This window comes from Micromonospora sp. I033, assembly GCF_053890995.1.
In genome coordinates this window covers 11933-33363 of the sequence record NZ_JBSSLX010000049.1, presented here as the reverse complement: position 1 = coordinate 33363, position 21431 = coordinate 11933, and the positions used below count along the sequence as shown (strand labels likewise).

Annotated in this window: 20 protein-coding genes; 15 read left to right on the top strand and 5 right to left on the bottom strand. The window is 75.4% G+C overall.

What is annotated here, in order from left to right:
• The 8 genes from ACW0Q9_RS11480 to ACW0Q9_RS11445 form a co-directional block, all read left to right on the top strand.
• Nucleotides 1-1425, top strand: a 1425-nt coding sequence (locus ACW0Q9_RS11480; protein WP_456180382.1) for a hypothetical protein, incomplete at its 5' end; no start/stop codon positions are given.
• Nucleotides 1426-1454: 29 nt separating this feature from the next.
• A complete protein-coding gene (locus tag ACW0Q9_RS11475) occupies nucleotides 1455-2849 on the top strand; it encodes an efflux RND transporter periplasmic adaptor subunit (RefSeq protein ID WP_456180380.1) in 1395 nt (464 codons plus the stop codon).
• Nucleotides 2846-3715: an ABC transporter ATP-binding protein gene (locus ACW0Q9_RS11470; RefSeq protein WP_456180378.1), complete on the top strand. Its 870-nt coding sequence runs from the start codon at nucleotides 2846-2848 to the stop codon at nucleotides 3713-3715. The genes ACW0Q9_RS11475 and ACW0Q9_RS11470 overlap by 4 nt, the downstream gene beginning before the upstream one ends.
• A complete protein-coding gene (locus ACW0Q9_RS11465) occupies nucleotides 3712-4896 on the top strand; it encodes an ABC transporter permease (RefSeq protein WP_456180376.1) in 1185 nt (394 codons plus the stop codon). The genes ACW0Q9_RS11470 and ACW0Q9_RS11465 overlap by 4 nt, the downstream gene beginning before the upstream one ends.
• Before the next feature lie 200 nt (nucleotides 4897-5096).
• Nucleotides 5097-5306: a helix-turn-helix domain-containing protein gene (locus tag ACW0Q9_RS11460; protein WP_046564428.1), complete on the top strand. Its 210-nt coding sequence runs from the start codon at nucleotides 5097-5099 to the stop codon at nucleotides 5304-5306.
• A gap of 219 nt (nucleotides 5307-5525) precedes the next feature.
• On the top strand, nucleotides 5526-5627 hold the full coding sequence (locus tag ACW0Q9_RS11455) for a 30S ribosomal protein bS22 (RefSeq protein ID WP_007465623.1): 102 nt from the start codon (nucleotides 5526-5528) through the stop codon (nucleotides 5625-5627).
• Nucleotides 5628-5747: 120 nt separating this feature from the next.
• Nucleotides 5748-6821 carry an NAD-dependent epimerase/dehydratase family protein gene (locus ACW0Q9_RS11450; RefSeq protein ID WP_456180388.1) on the top strand — a complete coding sequence of 358 codons (1074 nt, stop codon included), beginning with the start codon at nucleotides 5748-5750 and terminating at the stop codon, nucleotides 6819-6821.
• A 347-nt stretch (nucleotides 6822-7168) separates the two neighbouring features.
• A complete protein-coding gene (locus ACW0Q9_RS11445) occupies nucleotides 7169-8047 on the top strand; it encodes a lysophospholipid acyltransferase family protein (protein WP_355639702.1) in 879 nt (292 codons plus the stop codon).
• A gap of 14 nt (nucleotides 8048-8061) precedes the next feature.
• Here the strand turns inward: ACW0Q9_RS11445 and ACW0Q9_RS11440 are convergent, their stop codons facing one another.
• The 3 genes from ACW0Q9_RS11440 to ACW0Q9_RS11430 form a co-directional block, all read right to left on the bottom strand.
• Complete coding sequence (locus tag ACW0Q9_RS11440; protein ID WP_456180373.1) at nucleotides 8062-8940, bottom strand: HAD family hydrolase; 879 nt, start codon at nucleotides 8938-8940, stop codon at nucleotides 8062-8064.
• 108 nt (nucleotides 8941-9048) lie between these two features.
• A complete protein-coding gene (locus ACW0Q9_RS11435) occupies nucleotides 9049-9909 on the bottom strand; it encodes a DUF5667 domain-containing protein (RefSeq protein ID WP_456180371.1) in 861 nt (286 codons plus the stop codon).
• Nucleotides 9910-10200: 291 nt separating this feature from the next.
• A complete protein-coding gene (locus ACW0Q9_RS11430) occupies nucleotides 10201-11175 on the bottom strand; it encodes an ECF subfamily RNA polymerase sigma factor, BldN family (protein WP_456180369.1) in 975 nt (324 codons plus the stop codon).
• A 616-nt stretch (nucleotides 11176-11791) separates the two neighbouring features.
• On the opposite strand from ACW0Q9_RS11430, the gene ACW0Q9_RS11425 reads away from it, so the two are divergent.
• Genes ACW0Q9_RS11425 through ACW0Q9_RS11415 form a run of 3 tightly spaced genes read left to right on the top strand, consistent with a single transcriptional unit; the run spans nucleotide 11792 to nucleotide 14336 of the window.
• The gene (locus ACW0Q9_RS11425) at nucleotides 11792-13423 is read left to right on the top strand and encodes an AMP-binding protein (protein WP_456180367.1); all 1632 of its coding nucleotides are present in this window, start codon (nucleotides 11792-11794) and stop codon (nucleotides 13421-13423) included.
• Entirely contained in the window at nucleotides 13413-13667 is a 255-nt protein-coding gene (locus tag ACW0Q9_RS11420; protein ID WP_456180365.1) for a glutaredoxin family protein, read from the top strand. The genes ACW0Q9_RS11425 and ACW0Q9_RS11420 overlap by 11 nt, the downstream gene beginning before the upstream one ends.
• A 21-nt stretch (nucleotides 13668-13688) precedes the next feature.
• A complete protein-coding gene (locus ACW0Q9_RS11415; RefSeq protein ID WP_456180363.1) occupies nucleotides 13689-14336 on the top strand; it encodes an HAD family hydrolase in 648 nt (215 codons plus the stop codon).
• 27 nt (nucleotides 14337-14363) lie between these two features.
• On the opposite strand, the gene ACW0Q9_RS11410 is transcribed toward ACW0Q9_RS11415, so the two are convergent.
• Nucleotides 14364-15026 (bottom strand): response regulator, encoded by a 663-nt coding sequence (locus tag ACW0Q9_RS11410; RefSeq protein WP_456180386.1) that lies wholly within the window; start codon nucleotides 15024-15026, stop codon nucleotides 14364-14366.
• Nucleotides 15027-15091: 65 nt separating this feature from the next.
• Nucleotides 15092-16396 (bottom strand): sensor histidine kinase, encoded by a 1305-nt coding sequence (locus ACW0Q9_RS11405; protein WP_456180361.1) that lies wholly within the window; start codon nucleotides 16394-16396, stop codon nucleotides 15092-15094.
• 391 nt (nucleotides 16397-16787) lie between these two features.
• Between ACW0Q9_RS11405 and ACW0Q9_RS11400 the strand changes: the two genes are divergently transcribed.
• The 4 genes from ACW0Q9_RS11400 to ACW0Q9_RS11385 are packed head-to-tail and all read left to right on the top strand — an operon-like array spanning nucleotide 16788 to nucleotide 21425.
• Nucleotides 16788-17525, top strand: a complete 738-nt coding sequence (locus ACW0Q9_RS11400; protein WP_456180359.1) for a redox-sensing transcriptional repressor Rex — start codon at nucleotides 16788-16790, stop codon at nucleotides 17523-17525.
• On the top strand, nucleotides 17522-18883 hold the full coding sequence (locus ACW0Q9_RS11395; RefSeq protein WP_456180357.1) for a glutamyl-tRNA reductase: 1362 nt from the start codon (nucleotides 17522-17524) through the stop codon (nucleotides 18881-18883). The genes ACW0Q9_RS11400 and ACW0Q9_RS11395 overlap by 4 nt, the downstream gene beginning before the upstream one ends.
• Nucleotides 18880-19848 carry a hydroxymethylbilane synthase gene (hemC, locus tag ACW0Q9_RS11390; protein WP_456180355.1) on the top strand — a complete coding sequence of 323 codons (969 nt, stop codon included), beginning with the start codon at nucleotides 18880-18882 and terminating at the stop codon, nucleotides 19846-19848. The genes ACW0Q9_RS11395 and hemC overlap by 4 nt, the downstream gene beginning before the upstream one ends.
• Nucleotides 19845-21425 (top strand): uroporphyrinogen-III synthase, encoded by a 1581-nt coding sequence (locus ACW0Q9_RS11385; RefSeq protein WP_456180353.1) that lies wholly within the window; start codon nucleotides 19845-19847, stop codon nucleotides 21423-21425. Before hemC ends, ACW0Q9_RS11385 begins: the two co-directional genes overlap by 4 nt.
• Nucleotides 21426-21431: the final 6 nt, after the last annotated feature.

Here is a 21431-nt window from a genome sequence, read left to right as displayed (position 1 = left end):
GCGACCGGCACGCCCGCCCTCGCCGGCGAGCCCGGCCCGGCCAGCGAGCGCGCCCCGACCGGCGCGCCCATCCCGACCGGCGAGCTCGACCCGACCGGCGCGCCGCAGCCCCCGGCGGCCGCCGTCCGTCCGGCGCTCGCCGGTGCCGATCCGCCACCGGGGGTCGCACCACAGCCCTCGGTCGGGCGGCGGCGGCTCTGGGCCGTGCTCGGGCTGGTCCTGGTGCTGGTGGCGTGCGGGGTTCCCGGCGTACTCCTGCTCGGGCTGGTGCGCGACGCGGCCGGACGCCCGGCGGCGGGCCGGGACGACCGGGGCACGGCGGCGGAGCGGCGGCTCGGCCAGCGGATGGCGGACCAGCTCGACCGGCAGGCCGCCGCGCTGCTCAACGGTGACCGGGCCGGCTTCCTCGCCGTCGCGGAGCCCGCCGCCCGACCCGCGCTCACCCGGCGGTACGCCGCGCTGCGCGCGCTCCGGGTCACCGCGTGGCGGCCGGCGGCGGACGGGGTGCCGGCGGCGGTCGACCGGCGACCGGGGGAGTGGCGGCTGACGGTGACGGTCGGCTACTGCTTCGTGGTGCCGGGCTGCTCGCCGAGCAGTGTCGAGCTGGACACCCGGTGGCGGGTGGTGGGGAATGCCGATCCTCGGCTGACCGCGGTCGAGGAGTCCCGGGCGACGCCGGCCGGAGCGCGGCCGTGGGAGGTCAGCGACCTGGCCGTGGCGGTCGGGAAGCGGGCCGTGGTCGCCACCACGCCGGCGCTGCGCGCCAAGCTGCCCGGCCTGCTCGCCCAGGCCGAGGCCGCCGCCACGGTCGCCGACCTCTACGCGGTGGCCGGCCCGCCGCCGGACCGCTACCTGGTCTACTACGCCGGCCGGGCCGAGTGGCAGCGCTGGTACGGCGGTGGCCGGCCGAAGTGGACCGCCGGTTACGCGGTCGGCGTCGGCGGCGGGCGCCACGACGTCGTGCTCAACGCGCAGAGCCTGACCCCGACCGGCGTCGACGACCTGCTCCGGCACGAGCTGACCCACGCCGCGTCGCTGCCCGACCAGGGTTACGCGGACCGGTCGAGCTGGTGGCTCGTGGAGGGGCTGGCCGAGTACGCGGGCGCGGACGGCCAGCCGGTGGACCGCTACGAGGGCCTGGCCGAGGCGCGCAAGCTCGTCCGCGGCGGATGGAACGGCCGGCTCGACACGCTGGCTCCGGCCGACGACGCGGCCGACGACCGGGTCGGCGGCGCCTACGGCATCGGGTACCTGGCCGTGCGCCACCTCGTCGACCGGTTCGGCGAGCAGCGGGTGCTGGACTTCTTCCGGGCCGTGGTGCACGAGCGCCGGTCGATGGTCGAGGCCGCCGACGAGGTGTTCGGCGAGCCCTGGTCGGCGCTGCACGACGACTGCGTCGCCTACCTCCGCGCGGTCGCCGGCTGAGACGTCGACGCTGGTCGACGGGTCGTAGCATGGGCCGGGTGGCCCGCACCCCCTCGCCGCGGCTGCCCGCGGCCCGCCGCCCCCGTCTGCTCACCGCTCTCCTCGCCGTCGTCGCGTTGACCGGTGCCACCGCCGCCTCCTGCGGCGACGACCCGGCCGCGGTCGCCGTGGCCGAGGTGGGCCGCTCCCCGGTGACCGAGGTGATCGACGCGCCGGCCACGGTGACCGCCCGGGCCGCCGCCACGCTCACCGCCCCCGCCGACGGCACCCTGGCCAGCCTGCGCGTCCAGCCTGGACAGCGGGTCGCGCGGGGGCAGGTGCTCGCCGTGATCGACTCGCCGTCCGCGCGGGAGCGGTTGGCGCAGGCCCGCGCGGCGTTGCGTGCGGCGAAGCGGGCCGGCAGCGGCGTCGGCGCCGGCGACCTGGGCGGCCGCCGGCGGGACACCGACCGGGCCGCCGATGAGGCGTTCGCCGCCGCCCGCAAGGCCGCCGGGAAGATCGGCGATCCCCAGCTCCGGTCCGCGCTGCTGCTCCAGGTCGAGTCGGCGCAGCGGCAGTACGCGTCGGCCGCCCGCGCCGCCGACCGGGCGGTCAGCGCCGTGCAGCGCGGGATGGCCGGGCTGAACAGCGCCGTCGGCGCGCTGTCGACCGCGCAGCGCCTGCAGGCCCAGCAGGCGTACGACCTGGCGAAGGCGACGGTCGACGCGCTGACCCTGCGCGCCCCGGTCGCCGGGGTGGTGCAGCCGGGCGGGACCCGGGCGGCCATCCCGACCGATCTCACCGGGCTGCTCGGCACGGCCGGGGGCGCCGTACCCGGCCTCGACCCGTCGGCCCTCGGGGCGGCCGGGCAGGGCGGCCCGCCTGCGGGGGTGGACGACGCGGTGCCGGCCGGCGGGCGGGTCACGGCCGGCACTCCCGTGCTGACCGTGGTGGACACCGGGCAGCTCGGCCTGCTCGCCGAGGTGGACGAGACCGACGTGCTGCTGGTCCGGGCCGGGCTGACCGCCGCGGTCGAGCTGGACGCGGTGACCGGGGCGACGTACGACGCCACGGTCCGCTCGGTGGACGTGCTGCCGACCAGTTCGGCCCGGGGCGGGGTCACCTACCGGGTCCGGCTCGCCCTCGCCGCCGGGCGGCTGGGCGAGGGGGAGGCCGCGCCGGCCCCCCGCCCCGGCATGAACGCCGTGGTCCACCTCCGGGTCCGCGAGGCGGCCGACGCGGTGGCCGTACCCGCGTCGGCGGTCTTCTCCGCCGACGGGCGGGACGCGGTCTGGCTGCTGCGGGACGGGAAGGCCGACCGGGTGCCGGTGACCGTGGGCGTGCAGGGGCAGGACCTGGTGCAGATCGTCAGCGGGGTACGGGCCGGCGACCGGATCGTGGTGCGCGGCGCCGACCAGGTCCGCGACGGCCAGGAACTGCCGTGACCGTCGCCGCGATCGAGGCGGTCGACGTGTCCCGCACCTACGAGCTGGACGGGGTGTCGGTACCCGCGCTGCGCGGCGTGTCGCTCACCATCGAGCAGGGCGAGTACGTGGCGGTGATCGGGCCCTCCGGCTCGGGCAAGTCCACCCTGATGCACCTGCTCGGCGGGCTGGACCGGCCGACCGGCGGCCGGCTGGTCATCGGTGGCCGGGACGTGACCACCCTGACCGCGCCGGAGCTGGCGACGCTGCGCAACGAGACCATCGGCTTCGTCTTCCAGGCGTTCCACCTGCTGCCCCGGACGTCCGCCGTGGACAACGTGGCGCTGCCCCTGGTCTACCGGGGCCTCGGGGCGCGGCAGCGCCGGGAACGCGCGGCGGCGATGCTCGGCCGGGTCGGGCTGGGGCACCGGCTGGGCCACCGTCCCAACCAGCTCTCCGGTGGCGAGCAGCAGCGGGTGGCGATCGCCCGGGCCCTGGTCACCGACCCGGCGGTGCTGCTCGCCGACGAGCCCACCGGCAACCTGGACAGCGCCACCGGTGAGGCGGTGCTGGAGCTGCTGGAACAGTTGAACGCCGAGTCCGGGGTGGCGCTGGTGATGGTGACCCACGACCCGGAGGTGGCGGCGCGGGCCCGCCGGCGGATCGCCGTCCGGGACGGGCTGATCCGGTCCGACACCGTTCATGATCGACCGCTGTCGGGCGGCGACGGCCGACCTGAGACACTGGACGCCGCTCCCAGCGCGGAGCCCCGGTCCGCGTCCGGAAGCGGCCCGGGGCACCCGTCCGGTGGCTCCGGTGGCGCCACCGGAGCCACCGGACGCCTTCCGCGTGGCGGCGCGCCGGCCGCGCCCGGAGGTGCCGGATGAGGGTGGCCGAGGCCTGGCGGGTGGCGCTGGACGCCCTGCGGGCCAACCGGATGCGCAGCGCGCTGACCATGCTCGGGGTGATCATCGGGGTCGCCTCGGTGGTGCTCCTGGTGGCCATCGGCACCGGCACCAAGCAGAAGGTCGAACAGCAGGTGGAGGGGCTCGGCTCGAACCTGCTCCTGGTGGTGCCCGGCAAGCTCGACGTCGGCACCGCCCCGGTGGTCTCGCCGCTGGACCTCAAGGACGTGGACGCCGTCTCCCGGGTGGTCGGCGACCCCGGCCGGGTGGCCGTCACGATCGCCTCCGGCGCGACCGCGCGGGCCGGCACCCGGTCCGACTTCACCACCGTGCAGGGGGTGCTGGAGACCACCCCCTCGGTCTTCACCCGCTCGCTGGCCCGCGGCCGCTACCTGACCGGGGCCGACGTGGACACCAGCCGCCGGGTGGCGGTGCTCGGCGCGTCCGTGGCCCGGGCGCTCTTCCCCGACCGGGATCCGCTGGGCCAGCAGGTCACCCTGGCCGGGGTCCGGTTCCGGGTGATCGGCGTCTTCACCCCGCTGGGGCAGAGCCTCGGCGTGGACCGGGACGACGAGGTGCACATCCCGGTGACCGCCGCGCAGCGGCTCTGGGGGACCCAGCGGATCGACGGCATCGCGGTGAAGGCGCCCGACCGGGAACGGATCGACCAGCTCGGCGAGCGGATCGTCGCCGAGCTGTCCCGCCGGCACCCGGACACCGAGTTCAGCGCCGTCACCCAGCAGCAGATCCTCGGCGTGCTCGGCGACATCCTCGGCGTGCTCACCGGGGTGCTGGCCGCCATCGCCGGCATCTCGTTGCTGGTCGGCGGCGTCGGCGTCTCCAACATCATGCTGGTCTCGGTACGCGAACGGACCCGCGAGATCGGCCTGCGCAAGGCGGTCGGCGCGCGGCCCCGGGACATCGGCGTGCAGTTCCTGCTGGAGGCGGTGCTGCTCACCTCGATCGGCGGGCTGACCGGGATGGCGCTCGGGGTGGGCGCCGCGCTGCTGGTCGACGCGGTCTCGCCGATCCCGGCGGCGATCACCTGGTGGTCGCTGGCGCTCGCCTTCGGGGTCTCGGCGGCGGTCGGCATCGTCTTCGGGGTGGTGCCCGCCCAGCGCGCCGGCCGGCTCGACCCCGTGGTGGCGCTGCGCGCCGAGTGAACGGGACGGGCCACCCGTCCGGGCGAAAAACGCCAGCTCATCGGGGGGACAACGAAGGCCGTTCCATGATCAAACGAAGGAAGGGATCGCGCCGGTCACAGCCGCCCCGCTACCGTACTGGTAACACGCGCGTCGCTCGTCGTGGCGGGAAACAACCTGCTCGGCGGCACGCGCCGGGCATGGGAATGGGTCGGTGAGCCATGGCCGGGTCGCAGTCCGACGCTCGACTGTCGGATGTCAGGTTCCTGACCGTCGCCGAGGTGGCGACGGTCATGCGGGTGTCCAAGATGACGGTCTACCGTCTCGTGCACAGCGGTGAGCTGACCGCGGTGCGGGTCGGCCGGTCGTTCCGGGTGCCCGAGCACGCCGTGCACGAATACCTCCGGGGCGCGTTCCAGGAGACCGCCTGACACGTCGCCGGCCAGGCCGGCGAGTGCGACGTAACGGGCATCGACGGGGTCGCGTTGGTCCTGCTGACGCACTCCGGCTACCCTGGACCCCGACCGTGACCGCACCCTGGTGTGCCCAGCCCACCACGCTGGTCCGGTCCGTTGTCCGCAAGCGGTCACGACGCCACCCCCCGTGGTGTCTCCCGGTCCGCCCCGCACGTTGCATCGAAAGGCTGTCGTATGGGCTCGGTGGTCAAGAAGCGCCGCAAGCGCATGGCTAAGAAGAAGCACCGCAAGCTGCTGCGCAAGACCCGCGTCCAGCGTCGCCGTCTCGGCAAGTGACCGGGGCCGGGCCCTGGCCCGGCATCCGGCACCACTTGCCAACTGTCGACCCTCGGAGGCTCAGGTGATCAGGCCGTGGACGTCCCGGCTCGATCCCGCCTGCCGGACAAGGCGCACGACATGACCCCCGGTGGCACCCCAGGTGCTCCGGGGGTCGTCGTCGTGACCGGGGTCGGCCGCTATCTCGGCGCGCACGTCGCCGCCCGCCTCGCCGCCGACCCGCGCATCGAACGCGTCATCGGCGTCGACCCGGCCACCCCCAACCCCGAGTTCACCGACCTGCTCTCCGGAGTCGAGCGGGTCCGGCTCGACCTCGACTCGCTCGGCGGCCTCCTGGTCGACCTCGACGTCGACGCCGTGGTGCACCTGGCCCTGGTCACCGCCCCCGACCCGCAGCAGGGCGGCCGTGCGGCGATGAAGGAGCAGAACGTCATCGGCACCATGCAGCTCCTCGCCGCCTGCCAGCGGGCGCCGAGGCTGCGCAAGCTGGTGGTCCGCTCGTCGACCGCCGCGTACGGGGTGTCGTTCCGGGATCCGGCCGTCTTCACCGAGGAGACCGAGCCGCGCGAGGTGCCGCGCGGCGGTTTCGGCCGCGACATCCTCGACATCGAGGGGTACGTGCGCGGGTTCCGCCGCCGCCGGCCCGACGTCACCGCGACGGTGCTGCGCTTCGCGCCGTTCATCGGCTCGACCGCCGACACCACGCTCACCCGATACTTCGCCCAGCCGGTGGTGCCCACCGTCTTCGGCCGGGATCCGCGGCTGCAGTTCGTCCACTTCGACGACGCCCTGGAGGTGCTGCACCGGTCGGTCGCCGAGGAGCACGCCGGGACGTACAACGTCGCCGGGCCGGGCGTGCTCTCGCTGTCGCAGGCGATCCGCCGGGCCGGCCGGGTGGCCGTGCCGGTGCTGGAGCCGGGCCTCGCCGGGGTCGCCGCGATCGCCCGCAGCCTCGGCTTCGGCCGCTACGGGCTGGACCAGGTCGACCTCTTCGTGCACGGTCGGGTGGTGGACACCACCAGACTGGAGCGCGAGTACGGCTTCACGCCCCGCTCCACCGCGGCCGCCTTCGACGACTTCATCCGCGCCCACCACGGCGGCGTGGTGGTTACCCGGGACCAGCTCGCCACGGCCGAGCAGTTGGTGCTGGAGGGCATCCGGCAGGTCCGGGCGGCCGTGCGGGAGCGCTCGTGAGCGCGGCGGAGGAGCGGGGCGAGGCGCGGTACGACGTACCGCTGAACGTGCCCGGGCCGGACGCGGAGCCGGCGCGGCGCAACGGGCACCGGCGGGCCGCGGCGACCGCCGCCGAGCCGACGATGAAGGTGGCGCCGGCGGCCACCGACGAGCCGGACACCTCCGCCGACGAGCCGGCACCGGCCCCGCAGCAGGCCGCGCCGGCCGACCCGGCCCCGCAGCAGGCCGCGCCGAAGAAGACCGTGGCGAAGAAGGCGGTCGCCAAGAAGGCCGTCGCCAAGAAGGCGGTCGCCAAGAAAGCGGTCGCCACGAAGCCGGCGGGCGAGGCGCAGGACCGGCCGGGCGACGTGACCCCGCCCGGGCCGGCGGTGGCGGACCGGCCGGGGGACCACTGGGACCGGAAGGTCGCCAAGGGGCTGGCCTTCCTGCGGCGGCGGCTCGCCGGCGACTACGAGGTGGACGAGTTCGGCTTCGACCCCGACCTGACCGACGCCGTCTTCCACCCGCTGGTCCGGCTGCTCTACCGGGACTGGTTCCGCACCGAGGTCGGCGGCGTCGAGCACGTGCCCGCCGAGGGGGCCGGCCTGGTGGTCGGCAACCACTCCGGCACGGTGGCGCTGGACGCGCTGGTGCTCGCCACCGCGCTGCACGACCGGCACCCGGCACGCCGCTACCTGCGGCTGCTCGGCGCCGACCTGGTCTTCCGGATGCCGGTGGTCTCCGAGATCGCCCGCAAGACCGGCGGCACGGTGGCCTGCAACCCCGACGCGGAACGGCTGCTCGGCAACGGCGAGCTGGTCGGCGTCTTCCCGGAGGGCTTCAAGGGGGTCGGCAAGCTCTACGCCGACCGCTACAAGCTCCAGCGCTTCGGGCGGGGCGGCTTCGTCTCGGCGGCGCTGCGGACGGGCACGCCCATCGTGCCGGTGGCGATCGTCGGCGGCGAGGAGATCTATCCGATGCTCGCCGACATCAAGCCGCTGGCCCGGCTGCTCAAGCTGCCCTACTTCCCGGTCACGCCGACCTTCCCGTGGCTGGGGCCGCTGGGCATGGTGCCGCTGCCGAGCAAGTGGCTGATCGAGTTCTGCCCGCCGATCCCGACCGCGCACCTGCGCGACTCGGCCGACGACCCGCTGGTCGTGTTCAACCTCGCCGACCAGGTGCGGGAGACCATCCAGCAGACGCTGCACCGGCTGCTCGAACGCCGCCCGGACCCGTTCGGCCCCTGACCGGCGGCCCGGCGTCAGTCGACGCGCTGGCGGCGGCGGTGCAGGGCAAGCCCGGCGGTGACCGCGCCGGCGACCAGCCCGGCGGCGGCCGTGGACGGCACGGCGATCTTCACGGCCCGCCGGCCGGTGCGGAAGTCGCGGACGTCCCAGCCCCGCTCGCGGGCCCGCCGGAGCAGCGCCGGATCCGGGTTGACCGCCACCGGCCGCCCCACGGCGGAGAGCATCGGCAGGTCGTTGGCGGAGTCGCTGTACGCCGCGCAGCGGCTCAGCTCCAGCCCCTCGACCGCGGCTAGCTGGGTGACCGCCTCGGCCTTGGCCGGCCCGTGCATCAGGTCGCCGACCAGCCGGCCGGTGTACGCCCCGTCGACCACCTCGGCCACCGTGCCGATCGCCCCGGTCAGGCCGAGCCGGGTGGCGATCACCCGGCCGATCTCCACCGGAGCGGCGCTGACCAGCCACACCCGCTCGTCCGCGTCGAGGTGGCGCTGGGCCAGCTTGCGGGTGCCGGCCCAGATGCGCGGGGCCATCAGCTCGTCGAAGATCTCCTCGGCGAGGCGTTCCACGTCGTCCACCCGCCAGCCCTCGATGAAGGCGAGCGCGGCCTCCTTGGCCTGCGACATGTCCCCGGCGTGCTCGGTGGCGAGCAGCCGGAACTTCGCCTGCTGCCAGGCGAACCGGGCCAGGTCACCGGTGGTGAAGTAGTTCCGGGCGGCCAGCCCGCGGGCGAACCAGTAGATCGACGCGCCCTGCATCATCGTGTTGTCCACGTCGAAGAAGGCGGCGGCCGTCGGGTCGGGGGTGGCGGTGGCCGGGGGCGCCTCCGGGGTCTCCGACCAGCCGGCGGTGTGCCCGTGGGCATCGGTGCTGACCGTCACCTTCCGGCTCCGGCTCACGACGACCTCCCTCGACGACCACGTACGCCCATCCGAGCCTATCCGGCGGGATGTGACGGTCGGGTGTCCGGCGGGAGAAGTGTGGCGTGGACGGCTGTCCGGGCCGGCTCAGCGGTCGCCGGGGCAGGTGGTCGGCGTGGGCCCGAGCGCGTCGCTGGCCGCCGGGGCCGGCAGCCCGCAGGCGATCGCCTCGCGGAGCGCGTCGGCACGCCGGCCGGCCTCGTCGAGCAGGGCGAGCGAGCGGCGGGTCCGGTCCCGGTCGGCCTGGTCGGACCGGTCGAGCAGGCCGCTGACCGCCCGGCGCTGGCCGCCGAGGAACGTGTCGACGGCGTCCAGCGCCGCCGGGTCGGAGCGCTGCGCGGCCACCGTGGTCAGCAGGCGTACGCCCTGCCGGGTGTCGGCGTCCATGTCGTCCAGTACGGCGCTGAAGCCGAGTCGGTCGTCGCGGACCGTGGCGGCCTCGTCGAGCCGGGTCCGGGCGAAGTCGAGGAAGAGCTGGCCCCGGCTGATGTCGGAGCTGGCCAGGGCGAGCTGGGCGCGCTCGGTCGAGCGCTTCATGCCGTAGAGGGCGTCGCCGGGCACCGCGTTCTCGCTGGCGGCGGAGATGCCGGACAGGGCGATCGCGCCGGCGGCCACGCCGACCAGGATCGCGCCCCGGGCCCGGGCCCGCCGACCGGTCATCGCCGGCAGCAGCGAGCCGCGGATGCCGGCGGCGGTGCCGGTCTTCGCCGGGGCGCCGACGCCCTCGCGCTCGGCGGTGGCGACGAGCATCGCCCGCAGCCCGGTGCGGAACTCCGCGTCCACCTCGACGTCCGGCCGGTCGGCGGTGAGCCGCCGGCTCGCCTGGACGAGCGCGGCGAGTTCGTCGTCGGCCCGGGAACGGACGTGGTGCCGCCGGCCGCCGTTGGCCTCGTCGAGGAGCTGCGCGAAGCGCTCGGCACGCCGACGGGAGAAGAGGTCGCTGTCCACCGCAGGCACCCCCTCTCGCTGGTCACGGCCGCTCTGGCCGTCGTCGTCACCAGCGACCGGTGGCAGCGTGACGCCGACGGTCGACCGGGACGGCCGACCTGACCCGCCGGACCGGGTGGCCCGGGGGACGCCGGGACAACCACTGGTCGCACCCGGAGAAACGGTTCGCGCCGGTCGCCGGTTACGGCCCGGTCGGTGGCGAAATCACCAAGAGTGATCGCGGTCACGAGGTGCCGAGGGCGCGTCGGCCCGCGCCCGGGCGGTGCCGCGGACGGGTGGGGACGCGTCGGGTCAGGGCTGGAAGCCGTCGGGCAGCAGCCGGGCCAGCGCCCGGACCGCCCGGTACTGCAACGCCTTGATGGCGCCTTCGTTCTTGCCCATGGCGCGGGCCGTCTCGGCCACCGAGAAGCCCTGGAGGAAGCGGAGCACGATGCACTCCTGCTGCTCCGGGTTGAGCTGCTTGACGGCGGTCAGCAGGGCGACGTTGGTGATGTGCTCGACCACCGCCGCCTCCGGGCTGCCCTCGGGCCCCCGGTCCTCCCGGTCGGCGTCGAGCACGTCGCCGGTGGTCACCTCCAGCCGGTAGCGGCCGGACTTGAAGTGGTCGGCGACCAGGTTGCGGGCGATGGTGACCAGCCACGCGCCGAGGTCGCGCCCCTGCCAGGTGAAGCTGCCGATCCGCTTGAGCGCCCGGAGGAACGTGTCCGAGGTGAGGTCCTCGGCGAGCTGGCGGTTGCCGACCCGGAAGTAGACGAACCGGAAGACGGTGTCGACGTACCGGTCGTAGATCAGGCCGAACGCCTCGGCCTCGCCGGCCTGCGCCCGCTCGACCAGCGCCCAGACCTCGGTGGCCGGGTCGGACGGGTCGGGGCGGCTCGGGAAGCCGGTGGCCGGGGCGGCGGCCGCCGGGACGGCCGGTAGCACCGCCGTGTCGCCGGTGGTCACCGCGGGCAGCACGGCGGTCTCGGCGGCCGAGGGTTCGCTGGCCGCCGTCTCGCCGCGCCGGCCCTGGGCCGGCATGGTCGGCCGGGAGGGGGCGCCGAGCCGGCCGGCGGCCGGCTTCGCGTTGCCGCCGGGCACCGCCGGGCGCGGCGGCGCCTCGTTGTGGTGCGTGCGGTTGCGGACCCGTCGCCCCTCGCCGCGCACCGCGAGGCCGCGCATCCCGTCGGCGGCGGCCCGTGGTGCGGGCTCCAGGCGCTCGTTGGGTGTTCGCTGGGTCGGACCGGTCATGCCGGCTGGCCGGTCCGCGTAACCGAAGGTGGTCACCGCACCTCCCCGATCGGGTCGGAGCAGGGCCGCACCGGCCGCCGCGGCGTCACGGCGGGACCGGGTACGCCCCGACCGGGCACGGCCGTTCCGGGACGTGCCGACGGGCGGCAGGTCTCCTTGAGGTGCTGGTCCAATGCGCTCACGGGCACGGGGGCCTCCTCGGGCTGAGGGGTGTCGACTCACGGCAAACGGGGTGAGCCGACCCGAGTGATGATAGGGCCAACGTCACCCGCGCGTGGCAAGTCCGTTACACAGAGCGGAAGTATTTCCGGTCCCGTCGCACAGATGGCGGACGCCTTGTCCGTCGTGTGCGGTTGACTTTCGCGTCGCTACCTGGTCCGGAATGGAAAGTCCTGGTCGGAGCCAATTTTGTTGCGCCCTCGGCGTGTCGCGGGGGCGGCCCGGCCGGGTCGGTTCCGGCTGCCCGGACGACCCCCTCCGCCGACCGGTGGAGGCCACCTTCCCACGTTCGGGAATCCCCGCCGGCGGGGTGGACAGTCCCGTGAAAGGGACGCGGGCGCCGGCGTGTCCGGTGGCACCCGCCGCCGCCACGCGGGGCGGTCCGGTGTTCGGGCGTGGCCGGGCGGACGCGGCTGTGCCAGACTCAGCCACCGTGCAGGACGCAGCCCACAGCTCCGCGCCGAACCTCGCCGACCGGCTCCGCCGGGCGGCCGCCGTCCACGGTGACCGTCCCGCGCTGCACTGGCGCGACCGGACGCTGACCTGGTCGGCTCTGGACGCCTCGGTCACCGCCACCGCCCGCGCGCTCGCCGCGGCGGCGCCACCGTCCGCTGCGGACGGCCGTCCGGCCCGGGTGGCCATCGCCTTCGGCAACACCCCGGACTTCGTGGTGACCTACCTGGCCGTGCTCCGGGCCGGCCTGGTGGCGGTGCCGGTCAACCCGGGCTTCACCGCCCGGGAGCTGCGGCACGTGCTCGCCGACTCCGGGGCCGCCGTGCTGGTCGGCGCGGCGGAGGTGGCCGGTCGGGTGGCCACCGACGAGCTGCCCGCGCTCACCGCGGTGCACACCGCCCCGCCGGTCACCGACGGTGCGGCGGCGGCCGGGTTCCCGGCCCGGGGCGGCGACGACCTCGCCGTCCTGCTCTACACCTCCGGCACCGAGGGCCGGCCCAAGGGCGCCATGCTGTCGCACCGGGCCCTGGCCGCCAACCACGCCCAGGTCGACCGGATCGACCCGCCGGTGGTCGGCCCCGACGACACCGTGCTGCTCGCCCTGCCGCTCTTCCACGCGTACGGGTTGAACTCCGGGCTGGGGGCCGTGGTGCACCACGGCGCGACCGGGGTGCTGGTCGACGAGCCCGGCCCGACCGGGGCGCTCGACGAGATCGCCCGGCACCGGGTCAGCGTGCTGGTCGGCGTACCGTCGATGTTCCTGGCCTGGGCCGACGCGGCGGGCGACGCCGCCGCGGCGCTGTCCTCGGTGCGGGTCGCGGTGTGCGGCGCGGCGCCGCTGCCGCCGGCCGTGGGGGCGCGCTTCACCGAGGCGACCGGGCATCCGGTGCACGTCGGCTACGGGCTCACCGAGACCGCCCCGGTGCTCACCTCCACCCTGGTCGGCGGCGAACCGAAGCCGGGCTCCATCGGCCGCCCCCTGCCCGGCGTCGAGCTGCGCCTGGTCGGGTCCGACGGCGCGGAGCTGTGGCGCGACGGGGTGCCGGCGGTCGAGGAGGACGCCGACGAGCTGGACCTCTCCGACGACCCGGCGGGCACCGACCCGGGGCAGATCGTGGTGCGCGGCGCCAACCTGTTCGACGGCTACTGGCCGGACGGGCGCGGCGGGCCCGACCCGGACGGCTGGTGGCCCACCGGCGACGTGGCGTACGCCGACGAGGACGGCGACCTCTTCCTGGTCGACCGGCTCGGCGAGCTGATCCTGGTCAACGGCTTCAACGTCTACCCGCACGAGGTGGAGCTGGTGCTCCAGGCGCACCCCGGGGTGGCCGAGTCGGCCGTCCTGGGGGTGCCGCACCCGCGGACCGGCGAGACTGTCCGGGCGTACGTGGTGCGGGCGGCCGGCTCGACGGTGACGGTGGAGGAGCTGCTCGGCCACTGCGCGCGTAACCTGGCCCGGTTCAAGTGCCCGACCGCCGTCGAGTTCGTCGACCAGCTGCCCCACTCGGCGATCGGCAAGGTTCGCAAGACCGAGCTCCGCCCGGCGGCGCCCCCGGTGCCCGCGCCCGCGCCGCCGACCGAGATCCGCACGGAGGTATCCGATGTCCAGTGACGCCCGGCTCACCCTGATCACCCGGCCCGACTGCCACCTCTGCGAGGACGCGAAGGCGGCGCTCGACCGGGTGGTGGCGGTGACCGGCGACCGCTGGGTCGAGAAGGACGTGACGGGTGACCTCGACCTGGAGCGCGAGTACGGCGACCGGCTGCCGGTGGTGCTGCTCGACGGCAAGGAGCACGGCTACTGGCGGGTCGAGGAGGACCGGCTGCTGCGGGACCTGACCACCCCGCAGCTCTGAGCCGCCCCTTACAGTGCAGCGATGACCGCTGCGCGCCGCCACCTGGTGTGGGACTGGAACGGAACCCTCCTCGACGACCTCGACCTGGTGGTACAGGCCACCAACGTCGCCTTCGCCAGCGCCGGTGGGCCGGTGGTCACCGCCGACGAGCACCGGGTCCGGTTCCGCCGACCGATCGCCGACTACTACGCCGAGATGCTCGGCCGGGCGATCGACGACGAGGCGTTCGGCCGGCTCGACCGGGTCTTCCACGAGGCGTACCGGGTCGGGTTGACCAGCTGCGCGCTGGCCGCCGACGCCACCGCCGCGATCGCCGCCTGGCCGGGCAGCCAGTCGCTGCTCTCCATGTGGTTCCACGACGAGCTGGTCCCCACGGTGCACACCTACGGGCTGACCCCGCACTTCAGCCGGGTGGACGGGCTGCGCGCCGCGGTCGGCGGCGGCCCGAAGGCGGAGTGGCTGGAGAAGCACCTCGCCGAGCTGGGCCTCGACGGCCGGCACGTGGTGCTCATCGGCGACTCGCTCGACGACGCCGACGCCGCGCTCTCCGTCGGCGCCCGCTGCGTCCTCTACACCGGCGGCCTCTCCGACCCCGCCCGCCTGCGCACCGCCGGCCACCCGGTGGCCGACACCCTCACCGAGGCGGTCGCCCTCGCGCAGACCCTCTGATCCGCGCCGGGCGCCTGCTGGCGGGCCTCAGGCGCGGAGGTGGGTGAGGACCGCCAGGACGCGGCGGTGGTGGTGGGTGGCGTCGGGGGGCAGGTCCAGCTTGGTGAAGATGTTGCGCACGTGCTTCTCGACGGCGCCGTCGCTGACCACCAGGGCGCGGGCGATCGCGGTGTTGGAGCGGCCCTCGGCCATCAGGGCGAGCACCTCGCGTTCGCGCGGGGTCAGCTCGGCCAGCGGGTCGTTCCGGCGGCGCCGGACCAGAAGCTGGCTGATCACCTCCGGGTCCAGCACCGTGCCGCCGGCGGCCACCCGGGCCAGCGCGTCCAGGAACTCGTCGATGGCGGCCACCCGGTCCTTGAGCAGGTAGCCGATCCCGCCCCCGCCGGCCCCGCCGCCGGTGGTGGCGAGCAGGTCGTCGGCGTACGACACCTCGACGTACTGGGAGAGGACCAGGACCGGCGTTCGCGGCACCCGGCGCCGGGCCTCCACGGCCGCCCGCAGCCCCTCGTCGGTGTGCGACGGCGGCATCCGCACGTCCACCACCGAGACGTCCGGCCGGTGCGTCACCACCGCCTCGACCAGGGCGTCCCCGTCACCGACGGCGGCCACCACCTCGTGCCCCGACTCGGTCAGCAGCCGGACCAGCCCCTCCCGGAGCAGTACGGCGTCGTCCGCGATCACCACCCGCATGGGTCCGGTGTCTACCACGTCCTGGACCCACAGGGCGGCCTTCATCCGGTCCGGAGCGTCGGACGTCACCGGGGGAGTTCCGCGTGGATGCGGGTCGGCCCGCCGGTCGGGCTGGCCACCTCCAGGGTGCCGCCGGCGGCCCGGACCCGGTCGGCGATGCCGCTCAGCCCGTGCCCCTTGGCCAGGTGGGCGCCGCCGATCCCGTCGTCGGCCACGCTGATCTCCAGCCGGCCGACCTTCCGGGTCACCTCGACCCGGCAGGCGGCGGCGCGGCTGTGCTTGGCGACGTTGGTCAGCGCCTCGGCGACCACGAAGTAGGCCGTGCTCTCCAGCGCCGGGTCGAGCCGCCCGCCGGCGGTGCCCAGCTCGTCGTCGATCACCAGCTCGGTGGGGACCAGGGCGCGGGCGGCGAGCGCGGCCAGCGCGCTGGGCAGGCCCCGGTCGACCAGGATCGGCGGGGCGATGCCCCGGGACAGGGCGCGCAGCTCGTCGAGGGTGTCCCGGGTCTGGCTGACCGCCTCGTCCAGGGTCCGCCGGGCCGCCTCCGGGTCGGCGGCGAGCTGCTGGCGGGCCCGGCTGAGGTCCATGGCGAGGCGGACCAGGCGCTGCTGCGGGCCGTCGTGGATGTCCCGCTCCAGCCGGCGCAGGGCGGACGCCTCGGCGGACGCGGCGGCCCGCTTCTGCTCCTCCAGCGTGGTGATCCGCTGCCGCATCTCGGCCACCCCGGTGAGCAGCGAGTACGCCAGCGCGGCCTGGATCCGGGCGCAGGCCCGGGCCACCAGGGGCAGGGTGAGCAGGGCGAACAGCCCGATCGCGGTGTTCAGGGCGATCCGTGCCTCGGCGCCGTCCCCCATCCCGAGGAGCTGGCTCAGGTCCTGGTCGCCGGGCCCACGGGGGATGGCCCAGTCGTACGCGCCGTAGAGCGTGCCGGTGAGGGCCAGCGCCCACCAGACCAGCACCACCACGAAGGTGGGCAGGGTCACCAGCAGCCGGACGAAGGCGTGCAGCAGGTCGAGCCAGGACTGCGGGTCGCGCATCGGGGTGAGGACCCGCCGCCAGAAGCCGGAGCCCCGCTCGGGCGCCAGGTAGACCGGGCGGACCCGGGGCTGGCGCAGCACGGCGGGCAGCCGCAGCCGCTCCAGGTCGGCCAGCCCCCGGGCCGCGTACAGGGCCCCGGCGAGGACCGGCAGGCCGAGCGTGGTGACCAGCAGCCCGGCGGTGAGCGAGATCCCCGCCACGGCCAGCACGAAGCCGACCAGCGCCAGCGGCAGGCTGAAGAGCACGTAGCCGGAGTCGCGCAGGAGCTGGCGGACGAGGCCCCGGACGGGTGTGGTGGGGGCGGGCGCGGTGCCCAGGGGTACGGCGGTCATGCTCCGAGGCTATGGGCCGGGGGCCGCCCGACCCATCCCGTGCGCGGGCCTCTCCGGGGTGGGGTTCTCCCTACCTGCCGGAGTGACTCCCGCCTCTTCGCTCCGGTGACACAGCGCTACCGGGCGCGCGCGATTGGTCAGAGAAGTCGGGATTGAGCAATAATCGCCACGCGGTGCCGAGGGAGCTCCGGCTATCGATCTTGTGGGAATGGAGGGGCAGGTGGAGGCGCGTCGCGACCCATCAAGATCGCGATTTGTGCACCTCTTCACAAGCGCCTACTCTGTAGTTCCGACGCGCCCTGCTAGCACAGCCGGCAACATCGGTCGCCAGCGGGAGTCCCGGAACGACCGGTCACCGTCGCTGGTCGAGGATCGCACCGCACGGAGTCTCATGAGTCAGCACCGTCACCCAGGCGCGCCCGGCCGCGCCGGTGCCGTACCGGCGCTTCCGGACCTGCCCGAGGCGACCGTCGCGCGGCTCCCGGAATACCTCCGCGCCCTGCACGCGCTCGCCGACAGCGGCCACGAGACGGTCTCCAGCGAGGGGCTGGCCAACGCCGCCGGGGTCAACTCGGCGAAGCTCCGCAAGGACCTCTCCCACCTCGGCTCGTACGGCACCCGGGGCGTCGGCTACGACGTCACCCTGCTGATCGAGCAGATCGAGTCGGTGCTCGGGCTCACCCAGTGCCGCTCGGTCGCGCTGGTCGGCGTGGGTAATCTCGGTCACGCCCTGGCCGGCTACGACGGCTTCGCCAGCCGCGGCTTCCGGATCGCCGCGCTCTTCGACGCGGACCGCTCCCGGGTCGGCGAGGAGATCAACGGGCTGGTCGTCCGGCACGTCGACGAGCTGGCCCGGGTCGCCGTCGAGGAGTCGATCTCGATCGGCGTGATCGCCACCCCCGCGCCGGCCGCCCAGGCGGTCGCCGACCAGCTCGTCTCGGTCGGCGTGACGAGCATCCTCAACTTCGCGCCCTGCGTACTCTCGGTTCCGGAGGGAGTCGACGTGCGCAAGGTCGACCTCGCGATCGAGCTGCAGATCCTGTCCTTCCACGAGCACCGCAAGGCGTCGCTGACCGCGCTCCCCGGCGGGCTCGCGGCCACCGACACCCAGGAGGCGATCGGCACGTGAAACTGCTCGTCGTCGGCGCGTCCTACCGCACCGCCCCGGTCGCCACGCTGGAGCAGCTGGCGGTCCCGCCCGCGGATCTCACCCGCACCCTGGACCGCCTGGTCGCCCAGCCGTACGTCGCCGAGGCCGTGATCGTCTCCACCTGCAACCGCGTCGAGGTGTACGCGGCCGTCTCCGGCTTCCACGGCGGCCTCGGGGACATCTGCGCGGTCTTGGCCGACCAGGCCGGCGCCCCGCCGGCGGCACTCGCCACCCACCTCTACGTGCACTACGACGCCGCCGCCGTGGACCACGTCTTCCGGGTCGCCACCGGGCTGGACTCGATGGTGGTCGGCGAGGCGCAGATCCTCGGCCAGCTCCGCGACGCGTACCACTCGGCCAGCGGCGCCGACTCCGCCGGCCGCCTCCTGCACGAGCTGATGCAGCAGGCGCTGCGGGTGGGCAAGCGCGCGCACGCCGAGACCAACATCGACCGGGCCGGGCAGAGCGTGGTCACCGCCGCCCTCGACCTGGCCGCCGGCCTGCTCGACGGCGACCTGACCGGGCGGCCCGCCATGGTGGTCGGCGCGGGGGCGATGGGCTCGCTGGGCGTGGCCACCCTCTCCCGGCTGGGCGCCGGCCCGGTCACCGTCACCAACCGGGGCGCCGAGCGGGCCGTCCGGCTGGCCGAGTCCTACGGCGCGACCGCCGTGCCGATGACCCAGCTCGTCGACGCGCTCACCACGGTGGACATCGTGGTGGCGGCCACCGCGGCCACCGAGCCGGTTCTCACCCGCGACGTGGTGACCCGGGCGCTGGCCCGCCGGGACGCCGCCCGGGGCCCTCTGGTCCTGCTCGACCTGGCCGTCCCGCGCGACGTCGAGGAGGGCGTCGCCGAGCTGCCCGGCGTCGAGGTGATCGACATCGACCGGATGGCGGCGATCCTCGCCGACGGGCCGGCCGCCGCCGACGCCGCCGAGGTGGCCCGGATCGTGGCCGGCGAGGTCGAGGCGTTCCTGAGCTGGCTGCGCGGCGCGGACGTGGCGCCCACCGTGGCGGCCCTGCGCGGGCGCGCCGACGACGTGGTCGCCGCCGAGCTGCGCCGGCTCGCCCAGCGCCGCCCGGACCTCACCGACGACCAGCGCGCCGAGGTCGCCCGCACCGTGCACCGCGTGGTGCAGCGGCTGCTGCACCAGCCGACCGTCCGGGTCCGCCAGCTCGCCGCCGAGCCCGGCGGCGACCAGTACGCCGCCCTGCTGCGCGAGCTGTTCGACCTGGAGGTGCCGCAGACCTCCCCGGTCGACACCGTTCCCGACGTGGTGGAGGCGGAGATCGTCATGCCGGCCGACACCACCCCGCCCACCGGAGGTGCGCGATGACCGCCCCCCTGCGTCTCGGCACCCGGGGCAGCGCCCTGGCCATGGCCCAGTCCGGCCACGTCGCCGAGGCCCTCACCGCGGCCACCGGCCGCCCGGTCGAGCTGGTCGAGGTGGTGACCGCCGGCGACCGCTCCACGGCCCCGGTGCACCGGCTCGGCGTCGGTGTCTTCGTCTCCGCGCTGCGCGACGCGCTGGCCGCCCGGCAGATCGACTTCGCCGTCCACTCGTACAAGGACCTGCCCACGGCGGCGGCGCCCGGCCTGCACATCGCCGCCGTGCCGCCCCGGCAGGACCCGCGCGACGCGCTGGTCGCCCGGGACGGCCGTACCCTCGCCGAGCTGCCGCCCGGCGCGCGGGTCGGCACCGGCGCGCTGCGCCGCATCGCCCAGCTGCACGCACTCGGACTGCAGCTGGAGGTCACCCCGATCCGGGGCAACGTCGACACCCGCCTCGGCCGGGTGCTCGGCCCGGACGCCGACCTCGACGCCGTCGTGCTGGCCCGGGCCGGGCTCGCCCGCCTCGGCCGGGCCGACGTGATCACCGAGACGCTCGATCCGATGCTGATGCTGCCCGCGCCCGCCCAGGGCGCGCTGGCCGTGGAGTGCCGGATCGACGACCAGGACCTGGTCGAGCTGCTCGGCGTGCTCGACCACGCACCGTCCCGTGCCGCGGTCGTCGCGGAGCGGGCACTGCTGGCCACCCTGGAGGCCGGGTGCAGCGCACCCGTCGCCGCCTACGGCGAACTCGCCGAGGGTGACGCCGGTGAGGAGATCTACCTGCGCGGGGCGGTGATCAGCCCGGACGGCACCCGTGACCTCCGGCTGTCCCGCACCGGAACGCCCGCCGACGCGGCGGAGATCGGCAAGGCACTCGCCGCCGAACTCTTCGAACTCGGCGCCGACTCGATCCTCGGCCAAGAAGGACACGCCGGCCCGGGGACCCAGCAATTTGGGAGCACAGAATGACCCGCACCCGTAAGCCCGTAGGCCGGATCGCGTTCGTCGGGGCCGGTCCCGGCGACCCGGGCCTGCTGACCCGCCGGGCGGTGGACGCCCTGGTCGACGCCGACCAGGTGGTGTACGACCGGGGAGTCCCCGAGTCGCTGCTCGAGTACGTCCGCGCCCAGGCCAGGCCCGACGCCGAGTTCAGCCCCGCCGAGGGCGTGCCGGGCGACGTGGCGAAGGTGCTGATCTCCGCGGCCCGGTCCGGCCAGAACGCCGTGCACCTGGTCGCCGGTGACCCGTTCGGCCACGACTCGGTGGTCAAGGAGGTGCAGGCGGTGGCGCGTACCGCCGCGCACTTCGAGGTGGTGCCGGGCGTCGGCCAGGCCGAGGGAGTGGCCACCTACGCCGGCGTGCCGCTGCCCGGGGTGCGCACCGCCGCCGACGTCGAGGACGTCACCACGCTGGACTTCGACGCGCTGGCCGCCGCCGTGGCCCGGGGCTCGCTGGCCGTCGCGGTGGACGCCGGTGACCTGGCCGCCATCCGGGACGGCCTGCTGGCCGCCGGGGTGGACGGCGCCACCCCCGTCGGGGTGACCGGCGACGGCACCGGCGAGACGCAGTACACCACCACGTCGACCGTGGACTCCTTCGTCGCGGCGGCGCTCGGTTTCACCGGCCGGGTCGTGCTCACCGTCGGCGCGGGCGTCTCCGACCGCGACAAGCTGAGCTGGTGGGAGAACCGGCCGCTGTACGGCTGGAAGGTGCTCGTTCCCCGGACCAAGGAGCAGGCCGGCGCGATGAGCGCGCGGCTGCGCGCGTACGGGGCGATCCCGTGCGAGGTGCCGACCATCGCGGTCGAGCCGCCGCGCACCCCGGCCCAGATGGAGCGGGCGGTCAAGGGCCTGGTCGACGGCCGGTACGCCTGGGTGATCTTCACCTCGGTGAACGCGGTCCGGGCGGTCTGGGAGAAGTTCGCCGAGCACGGCCTGGACGCCCGCCACTTCGGCGGCGTCAAGATCGCCTGCATCGGTGAGGCCACCGCCGAGGCGGTCCGCGCCTTCGGCATCCAGCCGGAGCTGATCCCCTCCGGGGAGCAGTCCTCCGAGGGCCTGCTGGCCGAGTTCTCGCCGCACGACGAGATCCTCGACCCGGTCGGCCGGGTGCTGCTGCCGCGCGCCGACATCGCCACCGAGACCCTGGCCGCCGGGCTCACCGAGCGCGGCTGGGAGGTCGACGACGTCACCGCGTACCGGACCGTCCGGGCCGCGCCGCCGCCGGCCGAGATCCGCGACGCGATCAAGTCGGGCGGGTTCGACGCGGTGCTCTTCACCTCGTCCTCCACCGTCCGGAACCTGGTCGGTATCGCCGGGAAGCCGCACGCGCGTACCGTTGTTGCCGTTATCGGGCCCAAGACGGCGGAGACCGCCACGGAGTTCGGCCTGCGGGTCGACGTGCAGCCTGCGCACGCCTCGGTGCCCGACCTGGTGGAGGCGCTCGCCGCCTACGCCGTCGAGCTGCGCGAGAAGCTCGCCGCCATGCCGGCCAAGCAGCGCCGCGGCTCGAAGGTGCAGGGCCCGACCGCCCTGAGGTTCCGCTGACAGGAG

What these genes read in the sequence shown, in the direction of transcription:
- ACW0Q9_RS11475 (WP_456180380.1), top strand. Translation starts at nt 1,455, where the DNA reads ATGGGCCGGGTGGCCCGCACCCCCTCGCCGCGGCTGCCCGCGGCCCGC.
- ACW0Q9_RS11450 (WP_456180388.1), top strand. Translation starts at nt 5,748, where the DNA reads ATGACCCCCGGTGGCACCCCAGGTGCTCCGGGGGTCGTCGTCGTGACC.
- ACW0Q9_RS11465 (WP_456180376.1), top strand. Translation starts at nt 3,712, where the DNA reads ATGAGGGTGGCCGAGGCCTGGCGGGTGGCGCTGGACGCCCTGCGGGCC.
- ACW0Q9_RS11415 (WP_456180363.1), top strand. Translation starts at nt 13,689, where the DNA reads ATGACCGCTGCGCGCCGCCACCTGGTGTGGGACTGGAACGGAACCCTC.
- ACW0Q9_RS11405 (WP_456180361.1), bottom strand. Translation starts at nt 16,396, where the DNA reads ATGACCGCCGTACCCCTGGGCACCGCGCCCGCCCCCACCACACCCGTC.
- ACW0Q9_RS11385 (WP_456180353.1), top strand. Translation starts at nt 19,845, where the DNA reads ATGACCCGCACCCGTAAGCCCGTAGGCCGGATCGCGTTCGTCGGGGCC.
- ACW0Q9_RS11420 (WP_456180365.1), top strand. Translation starts at nt 13,413, where the DNA reads ATGTCCAGTGACGCCCGGCTCACCCTGATCACCCGGCCCGACTGCCAC.
- ACW0Q9_RS11455 (WP_007465623.1), top strand. Translation starts at nt 5,526, where the DNA reads ATGGGCTCGGTGGTCAAGAAGCGCCGCAAGCGCATGGCTAAGAAGAAG.
- hemC (WP_456180355.1), top strand. Translation starts at nt 18,880, where the DNA reads ATGACCGCCCCCCTGCGTCTCGGCACCCGGGGCAGCGCCCTGGCCATG.
- ACW0Q9_RS11460 (WP_046564428.1), top strand. Translation starts at nt 5,097, where the DNA reads ATGGCCGGGTCGCAGTCCGACGCTCGACTGTCGGATGTCAGGTTCCTG.
- ACW0Q9_RS11400 (WP_456180359.1), top strand. Translation starts at nt 16,788, where the DNA reads ATGAGTCAGCACCGTCACCCAGGCGCGCCCGGCCGCGCCGGTGCCGTA.
- ACW0Q9_RS11410 (WP_456180386.1), bottom strand. Translation starts at nt 15,026, where the DNA reads ATGCGGGTGGTGATCGCGGACGACGCCGTACTGCTCCGGGAGGGGCTG.